14 protein-coding genes are annotated in these 14,639 nt (G+C 45.5%); 7 read left to right on the top strand and 7 right to left on the bottom strand.

From position 1 onward, the window contains the following. Window positions 1-6 precede the first annotated feature (6 nt). Together B3S93_RS00680 and B3S93_RS00675 are read right to left on the bottom strand one after the other, a co-directional pair. The gene (locus B3S93_RS00680; protein ID WP_292356432.1) at window positions 7-423 is read right to left on the bottom strand and encodes a hypothetical protein; all 417 of its coding nucleotides are present in this window, start codon (window positions 421-423) and stop codon (window positions 7-9) included. A 181-nt stretch (window positions 424-604) separates the two neighbouring features. After that, window positions 605-871: a DksA/TraR family C4-type zinc finger protein gene (locus tag B3S93_RS00675; RefSeq protein WP_292356430.1), complete on the bottom strand. Its 267-nt coding sequence runs from the start codon at window positions 869-871 to the stop codon at window positions 605-607. Window positions 872-2,149: 1,278 nt separating this feature from the next. On the opposite strand from B3S93_RS00675, the gene ubiD reads away from it, so the two are divergent. Continuing rightward, a complete protein-coding gene (gene ubiD, locus B3S93_RS00670) occupies window positions 2,150-3,634 on the top strand; it encodes a 4-hydroxy-3-polyprenylbenzoate decarboxylase (protein ID WP_292398539.1) in 1,485 nt (494 codons plus the stop codon). Here ubiD and B3S93_RS00665 read toward each other — a convergent pair. Genes B3S93_RS00665 through moaD form a run of 3 tightly spaced genes read right to left on the bottom strand, consistent with a single transcriptional unit; the run spans window position 3,623 to window position 4,686 of the window. Further along, window positions 3,623-4,012, bottom strand: coding sequence for an MAPEG family protein (locus B3S93_RS00665; RefSeq protein WP_292398542.1), 390 nt, complete (start codon window positions 4,010-4,012; stop codon window positions 3,623-3,625). The genes ubiD and B3S93_RS00665 overlap by 12 nt on opposite strands. A 9-nt stretch (window positions 4,013-4,021) precedes the next feature. Continuing rightward, window positions 4,022-4,456, bottom strand: coding sequence for a molybdenum cofactor biosynthesis protein MoaE (locus tag B3S93_RS00660; RefSeq protein WP_136554095.1), 435 nt, complete (start codon window positions 4,454-4,456; stop codon window positions 4,022-4,024). Between the two features lie 2 nt (window positions 4,457-4,458). Next, the gene (moaD, locus tag B3S93_RS00655; protein ID WP_292356421.1) at window positions 4,459-4,686 is read right to left on the bottom strand and encodes a molybdopterin converting factor subunit 1; all 228 of its coding nucleotides are present in this window, start codon (window positions 4,684-4,686) and stop codon (window positions 4,459-4,461) included. Between the two features lie 45 nt (window positions 4,687-4,731). Between moaD and moaC the strand changes: the two genes are divergently transcribed. The 3 genes from moaC (at window position 4,732) to B3S93_RS00640 (ending at window position 8,300) form a co-directional block, all read left to right on the top strand. Next, window positions 4,732-5,211, top strand: a complete 480-nt coding sequence (gene moaC, locus B3S93_RS00650) for a cyclic pyranopterin monophosphate synthase MoaC (RefSeq protein WP_292398545.1) — start codon at window positions 4,732-4,734, stop codon at window positions 5,209-5,211. A gap of 144 nt (window positions 5,212-5,355) precedes the next feature. After that, complete coding sequence (locus B3S93_RS00645) at window positions 5,356-6,681, top strand: porin (RefSeq protein WP_292748303.1); 1,326 nt, start codon at window positions 5,356-5,358, stop codon at window positions 6,679-6,681. Between the two features lie 296 nt (window positions 6,682-6,977). Beyond that, window positions 6,978-8,300, top strand: coding sequence for an OprO/OprP family phosphate-selective porin (locus tag B3S93_RS00640; protein WP_292398551.1), 1,323 nt, complete (start codon window positions 6,978-6,980; stop codon window positions 8,298-8,300). A gap of 82 nt (window positions 8,301-8,382) precedes the next feature. Here B3S93_RS00640 and B3S93_RS00635 read toward each other — a convergent pair whose 3' ends face one another. Together B3S93_RS00635 and B3S93_RS00630 are read right to left on the bottom strand one after the other, a co-directional pair. After that, window positions 8,383-9,192 (bottom strand): substrate-binding domain-containing protein, encoded by an 810-nt coding sequence (locus tag B3S93_RS00635; protein WP_292398554.1) that lies wholly within the window; start codon window positions 9,190-9,192, stop codon window positions 8,383-8,385. Window positions 9,193-9,645: 453 nt separating this feature from the next. Continuing rightward, window positions 9,646-10,710 carry a DUF2333 family protein gene (locus tag B3S93_RS00630; RefSeq protein WP_292356407.1) on the bottom strand — a complete coding sequence of 355 codons (1,065 nt, stop codon included), beginning with the start codon at window positions 10,708-10,710 and terminating at the stop codon, window positions 9,646-9,648. Between the two features lie 263 nt (window positions 10,711-10,973). Between B3S93_RS00630 and B3S93_RS00625 the strand changes: the two genes are divergently transcribed. From B3S93_RS00625 to B3S93_RS00615, 3 genes are read left to right on the top strand one after another with little or no spacing between them, the layout of a single operon-like run. Further along, window positions 10,974-11,924 carry an ABC transporter ATP-binding protein gene (locus B3S93_RS00625; RefSeq protein WP_292356711.1) on the top strand — a complete coding sequence of 317 codons (951 nt, stop codon included), beginning with the start codon at window positions 10,974-10,976 and terminating at the stop codon, window positions 11,922-11,924. Further along, on the top strand, window positions 11,924-12,664 hold the full coding sequence (locus B3S93_RS00620; protein ID WP_292356405.1) for an ABC transporter permease subunit: 741 nt from the start codon (window positions 11,924-11,926) through the stop codon (window positions 12,662-12,664). The genes B3S93_RS00625 and B3S93_RS00620 overlap by 1 nt, the downstream gene beginning before the upstream one ends. A 15-nt stretch (window positions 12,665-12,679) precedes the next feature. Next, window positions 12,680-14,593 carry a Gldg family protein gene (locus tag B3S93_RS00615; RefSeq protein ID WP_292401161.1) on the top strand — a complete coding sequence of 638 codons (1,914 nt, stop codon included), beginning with the start codon at window positions 12,680-12,682 and terminating at the stop codon, window positions 14,591-14,593. The last annotated feature ends 46 nt before the right edge of the window (window positions 14,594-14,639 follow it).

Genomic DNA, 14,639 nt, shown 5'->3' with positions numbered 1-14,639 from the left:
CTGATTTTATGAATTCATACAAATTTGCGCGGATTCTTGTGCAATTTGAATCATCATCGCCGCCTTATCTTTAGATAGGTTGCCTGCTTCGATATCCTGCAACATCTGTTGATTCAAATCATGCGTGGTCTGTGCGATATCTGCTCCCTGAGCTACCGGCATAATGGCTTTTTCACTATATTCCTCAGAGAACTGGAGCAACGCATCCAGTTGGCAACTGGCCATTTTAGTCACATAGGCATTTGCCTCATCATCGATTGCACGGGCTGACATTTCAGGTCTATCAGCACTCAACTTTTGTACAACTAACGGTTTCAATTGCTTGGTGTAGTTTGTTTTATAGTTTTCTTTATCCTGATCATCAATTGCCAGAGCTTGCTGTGCAGCGAAAATAAAAGGTAACGCCAGTAATAATTTTTTCATTTTATATTTCTCAAATTGGTAGCCAGATAAACATCAGACTTTCTATGAATGACTTTAAAGTGGCCGGTATCAAATTGTTGTGAATTGCTGGAGTGAATCCACAGTACAGCTTTACATAGTTGAATACTGAAAAGCAAAAGAGCACTTAAGTGCTCTTTTGACCGCTTATAAAATACGAGATTTAGCGTAGCTGACTATCCTTACTGCCTCGCCGATTAAACAGATTGAACGCCTTGTTTTCCTTATCAATAATTTCCTGACATTTCACACACAGTCGAACACCGGGAACCGCCTCACGTCTTGCTTGGGGAATTTCCTTCTCACACTCTTCGCAATGCGTCAGACTTTCACCCTTTGGTAAACGAGAACGAGCCTGTTGAATACCATCTTCAACACTGGCATCAATCTGATCCTGCACCGCACCATCTTTAGACCATCCTCCAGCCATAACAACCTCCAACTGACTGAGTTAACAGCTTTATTTAAGCATATTAAACCTATATTGGGGTGGATGCGATAAAACGCAAGATGATAAATATGGATTGTATTTCAAGGGTCGGTTGGGTTGAGCTGGCGAAACCAAACAATCTCAATTTTAAAGCAGGAACCTAATTGTTGAGATGAGCACCAACTATCCCCTTTTGTGTTGACGAGTAGCGCAGCTTGGTCTGGATGGCGGACGCCAGTTTTTGATTCGTGGCATCCATGCCACTCACCCTTCGGGCACCTCCGGTGTCCAAATTTGTTCCAGACAAATTTGTGAGCGCAGCGAGTTTTGGCCGTACGCCAGACCAAGCGATCAACACAGTGAAGCCGCAGGCCAATACAAGGGGTGCCCTGGGGTTGTTAGGGGAATGGGCACGCATTCCCCTTACTCGACAGGAAGTCGAAACAAAATAGTTCTATAAAAAGCGAAATGTGTGTTTCGTAAATTCAAAAACTTCATTGAGTTAATGACTTGGAACGCTGCCGCGGGGCGTTCATTTCTTTTGTTTGCCCAAAAGAAACGAACCAAAGAAAAAGGCACCCCATGTGTTGGCCTGCGGCTCCCCGATAAAAATGGTTATCCCAGGGAAATCGAAAAAACTCGCTGTGCTCAGACATTCCGATTTCTAATCCTGAGATAACCATTTTTATCGGCAACACAAAAGGGGGATCCACTAGCCTCACGTTTTGGGACCTTCCCTAAATGCCCTTATACGAAGCCGAGCATCGCAGAGCTGGTCGGATCAGCATGACGGCTGTTTGACCGAAGGGACAAATTTGTCTGGAACAAATTTGGACGCCGAAGATGCCCGAAGGGTGAGTGGCAGGGATGCCACGAATCAATTTCCGTCATGCCCGACCAGATCGAGAAGCGCAGGGAACCCGCAGGGCGAGTATGGGCTGGCCTTTTTTGGTTCGTTTTTTGACCACGCAAAAAATGAACAGTGGGCTTTAGTCCATAATTAAAAATCAAGTTTTCGTAAAATTACATTGATAACAATTGCTTATGCTCAAGGTTTGGTGCTCACAGTACTAAGGTGCTCATTGTGCTCACCATTCTCATGGAGAGGAGGGGATAAAATGTACGATGAAAACTTTAGAAAATTATTACTGGAATAGTCGATAAGTTTCAGTCTCTCAATGGCGAATTAATCCAAAATAATTCAATAGAGATAGCTGCTAAGCCAAATCATGTCCTAAGCTGGTAAGCTACAACATTACTTTTCACAAATCATATCTCATGAAATACACCGACCTAAGAGACTTCATCACCAACCTGGAAAAACAGGGCGAACTAAAACGCATTACCACCGAAGTAGATCCCCATCTGGAGATGACGGAGATTTGTGATCGGGTGTTGCGTGCCGGTGGTCCGGCGATTCTGTTTGAGAACCCGAAGGGCAGCAAGATTCCTGTGTTGGCCAATTTGTTTGGTACGCCGAAACGCGTTGCCTTGGGGATGGGTGAGGATTCGGTTGAAGCGCTTCGGGAAGTTGGCAAGTTGTTGGCATTTCTGAAAGAGCCTGAGCCGCCGAAAGGTATGAAAGACGCTTGGGATAAGTTGCCGATCTTTCGTCAGGTGTTGAATATGGGCCCGAAGGTGGTGAAAAAAGCCCCTTGTCAGGAGCAGGTGATTGAAGGACATGCCATTGATCTGAGTGAATATCCGATTCAACTCTGCTGGCCGGAAGATGCTGCACCGTTAATTACCTGGGGCTTGGTCGTCACTAAAGGTCCACATAAAACCCGACAGAATTTAGGCATTTATCGCCAACAAGTCATCGGTAAAAATCGGGTGATTATGCGTTGGTTATCGCATCGTGGTGGGGCACTGGATTTTAAGGAGTGGCAGCAAACGCATCCGGGTGAACCATTTCCGATCGCTGTGGTGTTGGGCTGTGATCCAGCCACTATTTTAGGTGCTGTAACACCGGTGCCGGACACACTGTCCGAATATGCGTTTGCTGGATTGCTACGCGGTAGTAAAACCGAATTAGTGAAATGTATCGGCAGTGATCTGCAGGTGCCTGCTCAAGCCGAGATTGTGCTGGAAGGTTTTATCTATCCCGATGATATGGCACCGGAAGGACCATACGGTGATCACACCGGTTATTACAATGAAATCGACAGCTTTCCGGTATTTACCATTGAGCGAATTACTCAGCGTAAAAATCCGATTTATCACAGCACGTATACCGGTCGCCCACCCGATGAACCGGCGATTCTGGGCGTGGCGTTAAACGAAGTATTTGTGCCGATTCTGCAGAAGCAGTTTCCGGAAATTGTCGATTTTTACCTGCCACCTGAGGGCTGCTCGTATCGGATGGCCGTGGTCAGCATGAAAAAACAATATGCCGGTCATGCCAAGCGAGTGATGATGGGGGTTTGGTCGTTTTTAAGGCAGTTTATGTATACAAAATTCGTGATCGTTGTCGATGATGATGTGAACGTACGTGATTGGCAGGATGTGATCTGGGCCATTACCACGCGAATGGATCCGGCGCGCGATACGGTTTTAATTGAAAATACGCCGATTGATTATCTGGATTTTGCTTCACCGGTATCAGGTCTTGGCTCAAAAATGGGCATGGATGCTACCAATAAATTGCCTGGCGAAACTAACCGCGAGTGGGGTAGACCGATTGAGAAAGATCCGGCGATTGTCGCTCGGGTTGATGCGATTTGGTCAGAGTTGGGATTGGATGACGACGACTCAGCCCGGTAATTGAATACCGACAAAAGCCAACAGATTCAACACTGCCATAATTATCAGCAGCCAGATGGTGAATTGCATACCAATAATCCGGCGAGTAATGATGGCTTTGCTGACGCCATTGGCATGAATCAGTCGACCAATAATAAACAGGCTGCCCAGTAAATGAATTAGCCAGGCGGGGCCCTGGCTGAGTTCTAATAGTAATAACAACAGCAAACCAATCGGTAGATATTCCACAGCATTGGCATGAGCACGAATTGCAGCAAGTAAATCCTGATGGCCACCATCGCCTAAAGCTACTTTATGTTGCCGCCGCAGACTAATGACTTTTCGTGCTAGTGCGACAATCATCAGAGCGGCCAAAGCGGCATACATTCCGGTAATCATTGTCAGTACCTATAAACCATCAGTATTGGACTCTACCCAGCGTTCGCCACTCTGGTTCTGTTCTTTTTTCCAAAACGGCGCTTTATATTTCAGCTCTTCGATTAGCCAGTTGCATGCATCCAAAGCCGCACGGCGATGGGCCGACCAGCAACCGATTAATACAATTGCTTCACCGGGAAATACTTCGCCGACGCGATGCACGATCAGGCAATCATTTAATGGCCAGTCGGTTTTAGCCTGTTTTTCTAATTGTTCGAGATAACGCTGAGTCATGGCGGGATAATGTTCCAGCGTCATGGTTCTGACGGTGGCATCATCGTTATAATCACGCATGGTTCCGATAAAGCTGGCAGCTGCACCATCTCTGCCTGCAGGCATCTGCTGGGAAAACTCACTGAGCCATTGATAAGGCTGAAAGTCTTCATCGAGAATATGCGTGGCCATGATTAACCTCCGGTGACGGGGGGAAAGAAAGCGACTTCATCACCATCATTCACCTGACTTTGCATATTGGCATAGTCAAGATTGACGGCGACCAGTAGGTTGTTTGGTGGCGTGGCTGATTGCGTCGCCAAATCCCAAACCTCGGTCACAGTGGAAGCCTGTTCTACTGTGGTCTCACTCTGTCCCAGACTTTCTCGCAGGCTGGCAAAAAATTTGACTTGAATAGACATCTGGTTGATTGTTTCCTGGATCAAAACATAAGGATAACACCCAAAATGGCAGAATTAACGCATTTTAATCAGGCCGGCGAAGCACACATGGTCGATGTCGGTGATAAGGCAGTGACGCAGCGCAAGGCCGTCGCCAGCGGAAGGATTATCATGTTGCCGGAAACGCTGAAACTGATTGAGCAGGGCAATCATAAAAAAGGGGATGTGTTGGGCATTGCCCGCATCGCCGGCATTATGGCGGCCAAACGTACCTCGGATTTAATTCCGCTATGTCATCCGCTGGCATTAAGCAAAGTCACAGTCGAATTTGAAATTGATGCAGCCAATAATGCTGTGAATTGTCAGGCTGAAGTCGCTACATCGGGCCAAACCGGTGTGGAAATGGAAGCTCTTACCGCGGTACAGGTTGCGTTGCTGACTATCTACGATATGTGTAAAGCGGTCGATCGCGGCATGGTGATCTCCGACGTCTGTCTGCAGGAAAAAGCTGGTGGAAAATCAGGTCACTGGCAACGTTCTATATAAAGAAAAAATTCTTCAATCCAGTTCTTTATTCACAAAATTAAGTTTGAATTCAGCAACCGTTGCCTAAACTGAGAAATAGGATTTTTTCCTATGTGCTCGGGTAATGATTTTCTCGAAGCCCGCAACCTAACGCTGAGTTATTCAATGTCCAATTTTGTTTCAAAACTGCTGTTTGTTTTATTTCTCGTATTACCCATGGCGAGCCACGCATCTGAATTGCGTTTATTGATTGATATGCTGCATGAGAATGGCATGGTCAGCGAAGAACAGTATGGTCGTTTGTTGGCTGAGCTGGAGCAGAACCAACAGAAAACGGCAAAAGAAAAACAGGAAATAACCGAAAAACTTGAGTTAGCCACTCAGCCGCCTGAAGTGGAAGTCACCACTAAAGGTGGGCTTCGCGTTAGAACGACTGATGGTCAATTTGAAACCCGCCTGCGGGGGCGTTTAATGATCGATGCCGCCGATTATGATGGTGCGCCTCAAATTGCCGATGGAACCAATATTCGTCGTGCTCGCCTCGCCTGGTCTGGCCGGATATTCAGTGATTGGATATACAAGGTAGATTACGATTTCACGGATGGCGGTGAATTAAAAGATTCGTATATTGGTTACACTGGTTTTCCTCAAGCTCGTTTAAGAATGGGGCTTATGGAAATTCCTTTAGGCCTGCAATATCGCAGCAGTTCGGCCAATTCTCAGTTGATTGAACGCAGCCTACTTGGAGCATTTGGTGGGGATCGTTATATCGGTTTGATGGCCGATACTAAGCGTCAGCATTGGAGTGCCGCCGCTGGGGTTTTTGGTGATGATGCCAATGAACAGCGCGAACGAAATGATGAGGGTTGGGGGGGGGGTGCACGCCTCACGATTTCACCCATCAATCATAACAATAAGGTTTTACATTTTGGATTGGCATCTTTTTACCGGCATTTAAATGATCAGGCGACATTGAGATTTGATGAGCAGCCCGAAGCCCGGGTGGCCGGTTTTGATATTGTTGATACCGGCATTATTCCTGGAGCTCGAACCTATACCCGAAGCGGAGTGGAATGGGCAGCAGTACGAAATCGCTGGTCTGCTCAAGCTGAGTACATGGTGACCGATGTACGTCGAACAGTGTGGCAGGATGTTGGATTTTCTGGGGGGCATATTCAAAGCGGTTTTTTCCTGACCGATGATTCGTTGAATTATGAAAATGGTGATTTCGGTAGTCCGTATCCAAATCATCTTGTGGGCGAGGGCGGTTTCGGAGCTTGGGAACTGGTTGCGAGATACAGCACACTGGATTTAACCGATGAAGATATTATTGGTGGCGAAATAGACAGTCTCACTTTTGGGCTGAACTGGTATCCGGTGCCAATGCTACGATTTTCTGCCAATTACATTAATGTTCTGAATGTTGATGGTGGACCAAATGCAGGACAAGAACCGCGTATTTTTCTGGTACGCAGCCAATGGGCGTTTTAGCTGAAATATTACAATTACGATAAGTGATTTTCGAAGTTACATAATTATCTGGAGATTAAATTAATAAAATCTGTAATGCCCAGCGTTTCACCATTAACAAAACAGCTAACTAAGAGTTGGAAAAAATGTTTAAAGACGGGGTTAATCGCTAATTTTTGTGCAGGGTTTTTGATAAATTAGAACTTCATCACAATAGCAAAAGATTACTATTTTCTTGGATAAGAAATATTAATGCTGGTTCCAAATATGTCGATAATATTACAGAAAATTTTCGACCATAAAAAAGGAACAAACTTATGCTATTCAAAAAACACCTGCTGACAGCTGCCATCGGCCTGTCTCTCAGCTTTTCGGTTCAGGCATCGGAACTGGAAACATTGATTAATATGCTGCATGAAAATGGCATGGTTACTGATGAACAGTACGGCCGGCTGATGGGTGAGCTTGCTGAAAACAAAGCCACTAAAGAGCAGGAAAAAGCAGAGATAAATGAAAAGCTGGCTGAAGCAACCAAACCCTCAGATATTGAAATATCTACTAATGGCGGTTTATCACTAAAAACCCGAGATGGTCAGTTTTCTACAAAAGTTGGTGGACGGCTACAGGTTGATGCCGCCGCTTACGGTGGTTCACCTGATATGGGAGATGGAACTGATATTCGTCGTGCCCGTTTGTATATCTCCGGTGAGCTGTATCGCGATTGGGGTTATAAGCTGGAATACGAGTTTGATAACGACAGTATTACCGATGCCTTTATTTCATATGATGGTTTTGAAAACTACCAAATTATGGCGGGTCATTTCAAAGATCCATTCAGTCTTGATTATATGATCAGCGCCAACAACACCATGTTTATGGAGCGGGCATTACCCACTGCGTTTAATGCTGGACGACATATGGGATTGATGGGAGCTCGTAACAGTCAGTATTGGACTTTGGCGGCCGGTTTATTTGGCGATACTGTCGGAAATACTGGTGGTGCTGAGGATGAAGGCTGGGGCTGGAGTTCGCGTGGAACCCTGTCTCCGGTCAATGAACCTGGTAAAGTCGTACATATTGGTCTGGGTTTGAATTATCGCGATTTGCAACCTAGTAATGAGGTACGTTTCAGTCAAGCTCCCGAATCGGGTGTCTCTGGTGTGCGCATTGTGGATACTTCTACATTAACCAATGCCGACACGATGCTGAAAACCGGTCTGGAATTTGCCACTGTCATGGGACCGTTTACCGCTCAGGCAGAATATATCCGTACATCCGTGGAACGTGACAATATCAGCGATGCTGACTTTGATGGCTGGTATCTTCAAAGCAGCTATTTCCTTACCGGTGAATCGCGTCCATATAAAAACGGCGTGTTTGGAGGAATAAAACCCGATCGCAGAGTTGGTGACGGTGGTATTGGTGCATGGGAAGTCGCGATGCGTTATAGCTCGCTGGATTTGAATGATGGTGCGATTGAAGGTGGTGAAGCAGATTCAATGACCTTGGGGCTGAACTGGTATCCAGTGCCGATGTTACGTTTCTCAGCCAATTATGTGCATGTCCTGGATGTCGATGGCGGAACGTTTGATGGCCAGGAACCTGATGTATTCCAGGTTCGCAGTCAGTGGGCATTCTAATTCAGATATTCAGTTAAAAACTGTATAGAAAAGCCGCTGTTAACTTGAGCTAACAGCGGCTTTTTTGTTTATCTGGTAAGGATTATTCGGTTTCGGGTAGTGCGGTGAAAAACAATTGCTGATTATTCATCATGAAGCTATCGATAATCTGCTTACCAGATTCACCGGTCACAAAATCAATGTACTGCTTTGCCATGTCTGTTTGAACATTAGGGTGTTTTTCGGGATTAACCGCCATAATGTGGTATGGATTGGATAACTTTGCATCGCCTTCAAACAGCAGTTTTAACTGCATTTTTTCCTGATAGGCTATCTGTGTACCCCGATCTGTTAAGGCATAACCCGACATTTCATCGGCGATTTTCAGTACCGCCCCCATACCTTGACCGGCTTGCACATACCAGTCGCCAGAGGGATTGATATCGGCAGTTTTCCAGAGTTGGAGTTCTTTTTTATGGGTACCCGAATCATCTCCTCTGGAAACAAAGCGACTACCTGATTGAGCAATTTTTTGCATGGCTTCAGTGATGGTTTTAGCGGAAGTAATCCCCGCAGGATCATTCACTGGACCAACTAATACAAAGTCGTTATACATGACGTAGCGACGATCAATGAAATAACCCTCCTCGACATATTCAAGCTCAGCTTTTGGGGCGTGCACTAATGCCACATCGACATCGCCATTAGCACCAAGCTTCAATGCCTGGCCGGTGCCTACCGCAATTACCGCAACATTAATATCAGTAGATTCGGTAAAAGCTTTATTTAATAAAGCTAACAAGCCAGTGTTATCGGTGCTCGTTGTTGTAGAGAGTTTGAGCAATTGTTCGGCATGAACCGTAGTGCTCAGCAGTAAGCTGAGAAATAACAGAATAAATAACCGTTTCATCATGAAATATCTCGACAGAAAAAAATCAATATATTCCATCATATATATCGATGGGAGTAAACGTGTTTTTCCAAATGGTATCAAGGAGTGGCTAAAGGCTGTGTGGGTGAGAAGTTTTTTTATTTATTAGTCTATGGATTGTGGACATATTGTCAGGTTGTCGATTTTGATGAGCCTCTTTGCCAGCTTCCTGATTTTGAATCATTACGTCTGGCCACATTAACCCTTTTGGCAGAGCGATCATCATCGTTTAATGAATTCTATCCGGGGTAAGGGCAGGCCCATGGCAGAACTGCAGTTAAATAAGACTATAGTGAATAAAGGCATTGAGTAAAGCGGCTTTTGCCTGTCAAAGCGCTTTTTTTACCTCTGTCTGCAAACACACCTCTATTGAGTTTTCAGAATACCGTGCCATGGGGGGGAACCTGTTTGCAAGAGCCCCCCCACAGTTACTGGTTAACCTTGTTCAAGTAAGCGCCGTAGATCAATCATTGCGGCATTGGCTCTGGAAACATACGACGCCATAACCAATGAATGATTGGCAAACAGGCCAAAACCACTACCATTAAGAATGATCGGGCTCCAGACAGTAGCCTGAGTGGCTTCGAGTTCACGAATGATTTGGCGCAGACTGATTAGCGCGTTTTTCTTTTGCAAAACATCGGCAAAATCATGTTCTGCCGCTTTAAGCAGATGAATCATTGCCCAGATTGAACCGCGGGCTTCATAAAATACATCATCTATTTCCAACCATGGTGTTTTGGTGACTCGTTCAGGTGAAGTCAAGGTTGATTGATGGGCCTCAGGATCACCTGCCAATGCGGTATTAATCTGAACTTGTCCTACACTGGCGCTGAGCCGTTGTGAGAGACTACCCAGGCGTTTTTCAGCCATACCCAGCCACGCGGCCAGATTATCGGCACGTGCATAAAACTGTGCTTCGTCCCGCTGCGGATCCGCCAGACGGGCCAGATAGCTTTCCAATGCCTTGATACCGTCTCGATACTCACTTTCTGTGGGAGGAAACAGCCATGAATCCGAATTGAAATTAAATTGCGGTTCGGCAATGATCAGGTCTTTATCTTCTGCAGATTGCGATTGTGAGCGACTAATATCGTTACGTAGCGATCGTGAGTAGTCACGAATCTGCACCAGCACACCGAACTCCCAATTGGGCATATTATCCATCCACACGGATGGGGGCATCACGTCGTTGGTCAAATAACCACCCGGCTTATCAAGCAAGGTATTGGCAATAGTGATCAAGGTGGCGGTAGATGTGTAACCAGTGACCATATCGTGTTGTTTTTCGCTGGCGATTTCGCGAGCGTTTACCTCAGGATCAAAGGCACTGGGTGGATTACTCCACCACAACATGATGACGATAAAAAAAACCAGAATGACGGCGATCGCTATCATTAGCGCTTTGGATATCTGCCGACGGCTGTCAGGATCGCGGAAGGAATCAATAAAATTCCACCATAACTGACGACTGCGCTGAAAAAAAGAGTTTGCGGGCATAAAACATCCAGAAAGATTAATTGTCAGATTTCACCATAGCGTATTTTTGACAGCAAAAAAATGTTTAGGGTCTGTTTATTTTTCAAAGCTGTCACTATTTTTGAAAGATAAACAGACCCTAAGTCCTGCCGGGAGAGCTTTCCCGTTATTGTGCGGGATAATTTCCTGAAAAGTTTACGGTATTAAGCTTGACGTATGGCCTGATTGAGCTGAATAATGGCCGGTTTGAAGATGCTTTTGATGAAGCGGGGGACGCTTTAAGTATGACACTCAGAGTTGAGATAGAAGATCTGGCCAAGCATTTTGGCGAGATACGGGCTGTGGATGGTGTGACATTCTCGGTCAGTAAAGGCGAAGTTCTTGGATTTCTGGGCCCGAACGGCGCAGGTAAATCCACCACAATGAAGATGATAACCGGCTTTCTGGCGCCCACTCGCGGTACAGTCAGAGTCTGTGGTTATGATGTTTTAACGGATCCGATTTCGGTAAAAGCGAATCTGGGATATTTACCTGAAGGTGCGCCAGCTTATGCTGATATGACGCCGGACAGCTTCCTCAAGTTTATTGCTGATATTCGTGGATTGTCCGGAGCGGCTAAAAAACGTGCAGTAGCTTCCGCTGCAGAACGTGCTCGAGTCCTGAATGTGATGTATCAACCGATTGAAACCTTGTCTAAAGGTTACAAACGTCGGGTTGGGCTGGCACAGGCGATTCTGCATAACCCACCCGTATTGATTATGGATGAACCGACTGACGGTTTAGATCCGAATCAAAAGCATGAAGTACGGACGCTGATCAATGAAATGGCAGAAGATAAAGCCATTATTATCTCAACGCATATTCTGGAAGAAGTAAATGCTTTGTGTACACGTAATGTGGTGATCGCCAGCGGTAAAGTTGTGTTTGATGGAACGCCTGCCGAATTGGAGCAAAAATCACGCTACCACAATGCGGTCGTACTGTCGGTCAACGAAATTGATAACACCAAACTGTTGCAGTATGTCGCCGAATTGGATTTTGTTGCGGAAACTGAATTATTGATGGCGGGTAACGGTATCCGGGTGTTCCCAAAAGACAGCGCTCATATCACTATCGCCCTGTCAGAAAAAATTCGTGAACAGGGTTGGGAAATTGCTTCGCTTTATGCTGAGAGCGGTCGCCTTGATGAGGTTTTCCGCAGTATTACTTTGCCTAGAACTGCAGGAGTTAAATGATGAATGTGCTGAATATCTGGTTCATCATGAAACGTGAATTCGGTGGTTACTTCGCCACCCCGGTTGCCTATGTTTTCATTATAATATTTTTGTTGCTGGCAGGTTTTTCGACGTTTTATGTGGGCAATTTCTTTGCTCGTGGCGAAGCCGATTTATATCCCTTCTTCTCCTTACATCCCTGGTTATACATTTTGTTGATCCCGGCAATTTCGATGCGTTTATGGGCCGAAGAACGTAAAAGTGGATCGATTGAGCTGTTAATGACCTTGCCGGTGTCGGTATTTGAGGCTGTTCTGGGCAAATTCTTTGCTGCGTGGGCGTTTACCGGTCTGGCATTAATTCTCAATTTCCCGCTTTGGATCACGGTGAATTATCTGGGTAATCCAGATAACGGCGTGATTTTTACCGGTTTTATCGGCAGCTTCCTGATGGCGGGTGGTTTTCTGGCCATTGGTTCCTGTGTTTCAGCCTCCACTAAAAATCAGGTTATTGCGTTTGTGCTTAGCTTGATTGTCAGCCTGATATTTGTGCTGGCGGGCTATGGCATTGTGTTGGATTTCTTTAGTAGCTGGGCTCCACAACCTCTGGTTGATGCGATCAGTTCATTCAGTTTTCTGACCCACTTTGATGCGATTTCCAAAGGGGTAATTGATTTACGTGACATATTGTATTTCGCAGCGCTTATCACTATCTGGTTGTTTGCCAACGCCCTGATAGTGAATGCACGTAAAGCCGATTAGGAGCACCAGTCAGCAATGAATAAACAATTATTATCCAAAACCGGTTTGATTCTGGCCGTTATTCTTTTTATTGCCTTTATTATTGTGGTAAATGGCAATTTTAAATCTGCTCGGGTCGATTTGACTGAAGACAAACTGTATACCTTATCGGAAGGTACGCTGAACATTCTGTCTTCGTTACAGCAGCCTATAACGTTAAGGTTCTACTATTCCGAGCAGGTAGCTCAGGCTTTGCCATCATTGAAAGCCTATGCTCAACGCGTTCAGGAGCTGTTGATGGAATATCAACGCGCCTCAGACGGCATGATTCAGGTCAAAATTATTAATCCAAAACCTTTCACCGATCATGAGCAGCGAGCAAAGCAATATGGTCTGCAATCGATTCCCATCGAAGGTGAGCCGGATCCACTATTTTTTGGTGTAGCCGGTACCAATATTCTGGATGGTCTGGAACGTATCCGTTTCTTTCAACCGGAAATGGAAGATGTTTTGGAATACGATCTGACCAGAATGGTTTATCAACTATCTGACGTAGAGCGTAAAAATGTGGCAGTAATGAGTTCATTGCCAATTGATGGGGAAGATTACGATCCCCTTAAAGGACAGCTGGATACCGAAGGTGGTGCTAAACCCTGGGCGGTAATGGGTAAATTGCGTGAGATGTTTAATGTTTCGGTCTTACCGGAGGACATTCGTCGTATTCCATCATCAGTTGATTTGCTAATGGTTGTGCATCCCAAGGAATTACCTGAACAAACCTTATATGCCATAGACCAATATGTGTTGCAGGGTGGAAAATTAATTACCTTTGTGGATCCATATGCTGAAGTTGATGTACCGGAGAAAGATCCTGATAACCCGATGGCAGCAATGGTCGCAAACCGTAGCTCAAATATGCCTGAGTTGCTGACTACTTGGGGCGTTGAACGTGATGCTTCTGATGTGGTTGCGGATAGAAAAACAGCTCGAGAAGTGGATTTTGGGGCACAAAGTAATAATCAGCCGATTGAATATGTCTTGTGGAATGCTTTGACCCAGGAAAACATGAATTCTGAGCAGCGTATAACTTCAAAGTTACGTAAGCTCAATGTGGCAACTGCAGGTCATTTTAAAATTCTGGATGACAAGACTACTGAAGTAACCCCTCTATTGAGTTCCAGTGATGAGGCTATGCTGGTGGATAAAAGGGTGGTGCAGTTCCGTAATGATCCAGTGGCTTTATTAACTAAGTACCAGCAAGGAACAATCAGCTATCCGTTAGCAGTTCGTATTCAAGGCAAGTCGCGTTCGGCGTTTCCTGATGGTGTCAAAGCCGATGGTGGCAAGATGGTGAAAATGCCTGATCATGTGAATGAATCCCAAAATGGTATTGATGTGATTGCAATTGCTGATGTGGATATGCTGGATGATCGTTTCTGGGTCATTATGCAGGATTTCTATGGTGAGGATTTAGCCTTTAATACCTCCAATAACATCGACTTTGTACATAACGCTATCGAAGAGTTAACCGGCGCTGAGGGACTGATCAGTGTACGTTCCCGTACTGGTTTCACTCGTCCATTTGTCCGTGTCGAAGCTTTACAACGTGAAGCTGAGAGACTCTACCGGGCGAAAGAACGCGAACTGGAAAACAAATTACAGCAAACCCGTCAGCGTATCGCTCGCATGCAGGTGGAGCGGAATGGTTCTGGTGCCGAAATCATGACGCCAGAGCAACAGAAAGAAATTGCTGAATTCAGGGCGATTGCCGATCGTACCGAATTAGAATTGCGGGCGGTAAAAGGTAACCTGCGTAAAGATATCGATCAGTTGGAAACGTTGGTCAAGTTCATCAATATCGGATTGATTCCGATTGTGGTGGCCATACTGGCACTGATTACCGGCTGGTTAAGAGTGCGTAAGCGTACTCGAGGCCGTTTCCAATCGTAAATTCTGCATGCGTTAAATGACGCTTGTATCAAACTGAACAGACAGG

The sequence above is a fragment of the Methylophaga sp. UBA3613 genome (genome assembly GCF_002375415.1).
In the GTDB taxonomy this organism is placed as follows: domain Bacteria; phylum Pseudomonadota; class Gammaproteobacteria; order Nitrosococcales; family Methylophagaceae; genus Methylophaga.
The sequence above is the reverse complement of the archived record's forward strand: the minus strand, read 5'-3'. Positions and strand labels throughout refer to the sequence as shown.

What these genes read in the sequence shown, in the direction of transcription:
- B3S93_RS00680 (WP_292356432.1), bottom strand. Translation starts at nt 423, where the DNA reads ATGAAAAAATTATTACTGGCGTTACCTTTTATTTTCGCTGCACAGCAA.
- B3S93_RS00675 (WP_292356430.1), bottom strand. Translation starts at nt 871, where the DNA reads ATGGCTGGAGGATGGTCTAAAGATGGTGCGGTGCAGGATCAGATTGAT.
- ubiD (WP_292398539.1), top strand. Translation starts at nt 2,150, where the DNA reads ATGAAATACACCGACCTAAGAGACTTCATCACCAACCTGGAAAAACAG.
- B3S93_RS00665 (WP_292398542.1), bottom strand. Translation starts at nt 4,012, where the DNA reads ATGATTACCGGAATGTATGCCGCTTTGGCCGCTCTGATGATTGTCGCA.
- B3S93_RS00660 (WP_136554095.1), bottom strand. Translation starts at nt 4,456, where the DNA reads ATGGCCACGCATATTCTCGATGAAGACTTTCAGCCTTATCAATGGCTC.
- moaD (WP_292356421.1), bottom strand. Translation starts at nt 4,686, where the DNA reads ATGTCTATTCAAGTCAAATTTTTTGCCAGCCTGCGAGAAAGTCTGGGA.
- moaC (WP_292398545.1), top strand. Translation starts at nt 4,732, where the DNA reads ATGGCAGAATTAACGCATTTTAATCAGGCCGGCGAAGCACACATGGTC.
- B3S93_RS00645 (WP_292748303.1), top strand. Translation starts at nt 5,356, where the DNA reads ATGTCCAATTTTGTTTCAAAACTGCTGTTTGTTTTATTTCTCGTATTA.
- B3S93_RS00640 (WP_292398551.1), top strand. Translation starts at nt 6,978, where the DNA reads ATGCTATTCAAAAAACACCTGCTGACAGCTGCCATCGGCCTGTCTCTC.
- B3S93_RS00635 (WP_292398554.1), bottom strand. Translation starts at nt 9,192, where the DNA reads ATGATGAAACGGTTATTTATTCTGTTATTTCTCAGCTTACTGCTGAGC.
- B3S93_RS00630 (WP_292356407.1), bottom strand. Translation starts at nt 10,710, where the DNA reads ATGCCCGCAAACTCTTTTTTTCAGCGCAGTCGTCAGTTATGGTGGAAT.
- B3S93_RS00625 (WP_292356711.1), top strand. Translation starts at nt 10,974, where the DNA reads ATGACACTCAGAGTTGAGATAGAAGATCTGGCCAAGCATTTTGGCGAG.
- B3S93_RS00620 (WP_292356405.1), top strand. Translation starts at nt 11,924, where the DNA reads ATGAATGTGCTGAATATCTGGTTCATCATGAAACGTGAATTCGGTGGT.
- B3S93_RS00615 (WP_292401161.1), top strand. Translation starts at nt 12,680, where the DNA reads ATGAATAAACAATTATTATCCAAAACCGGTTTGATTCTGGCCGTTATT.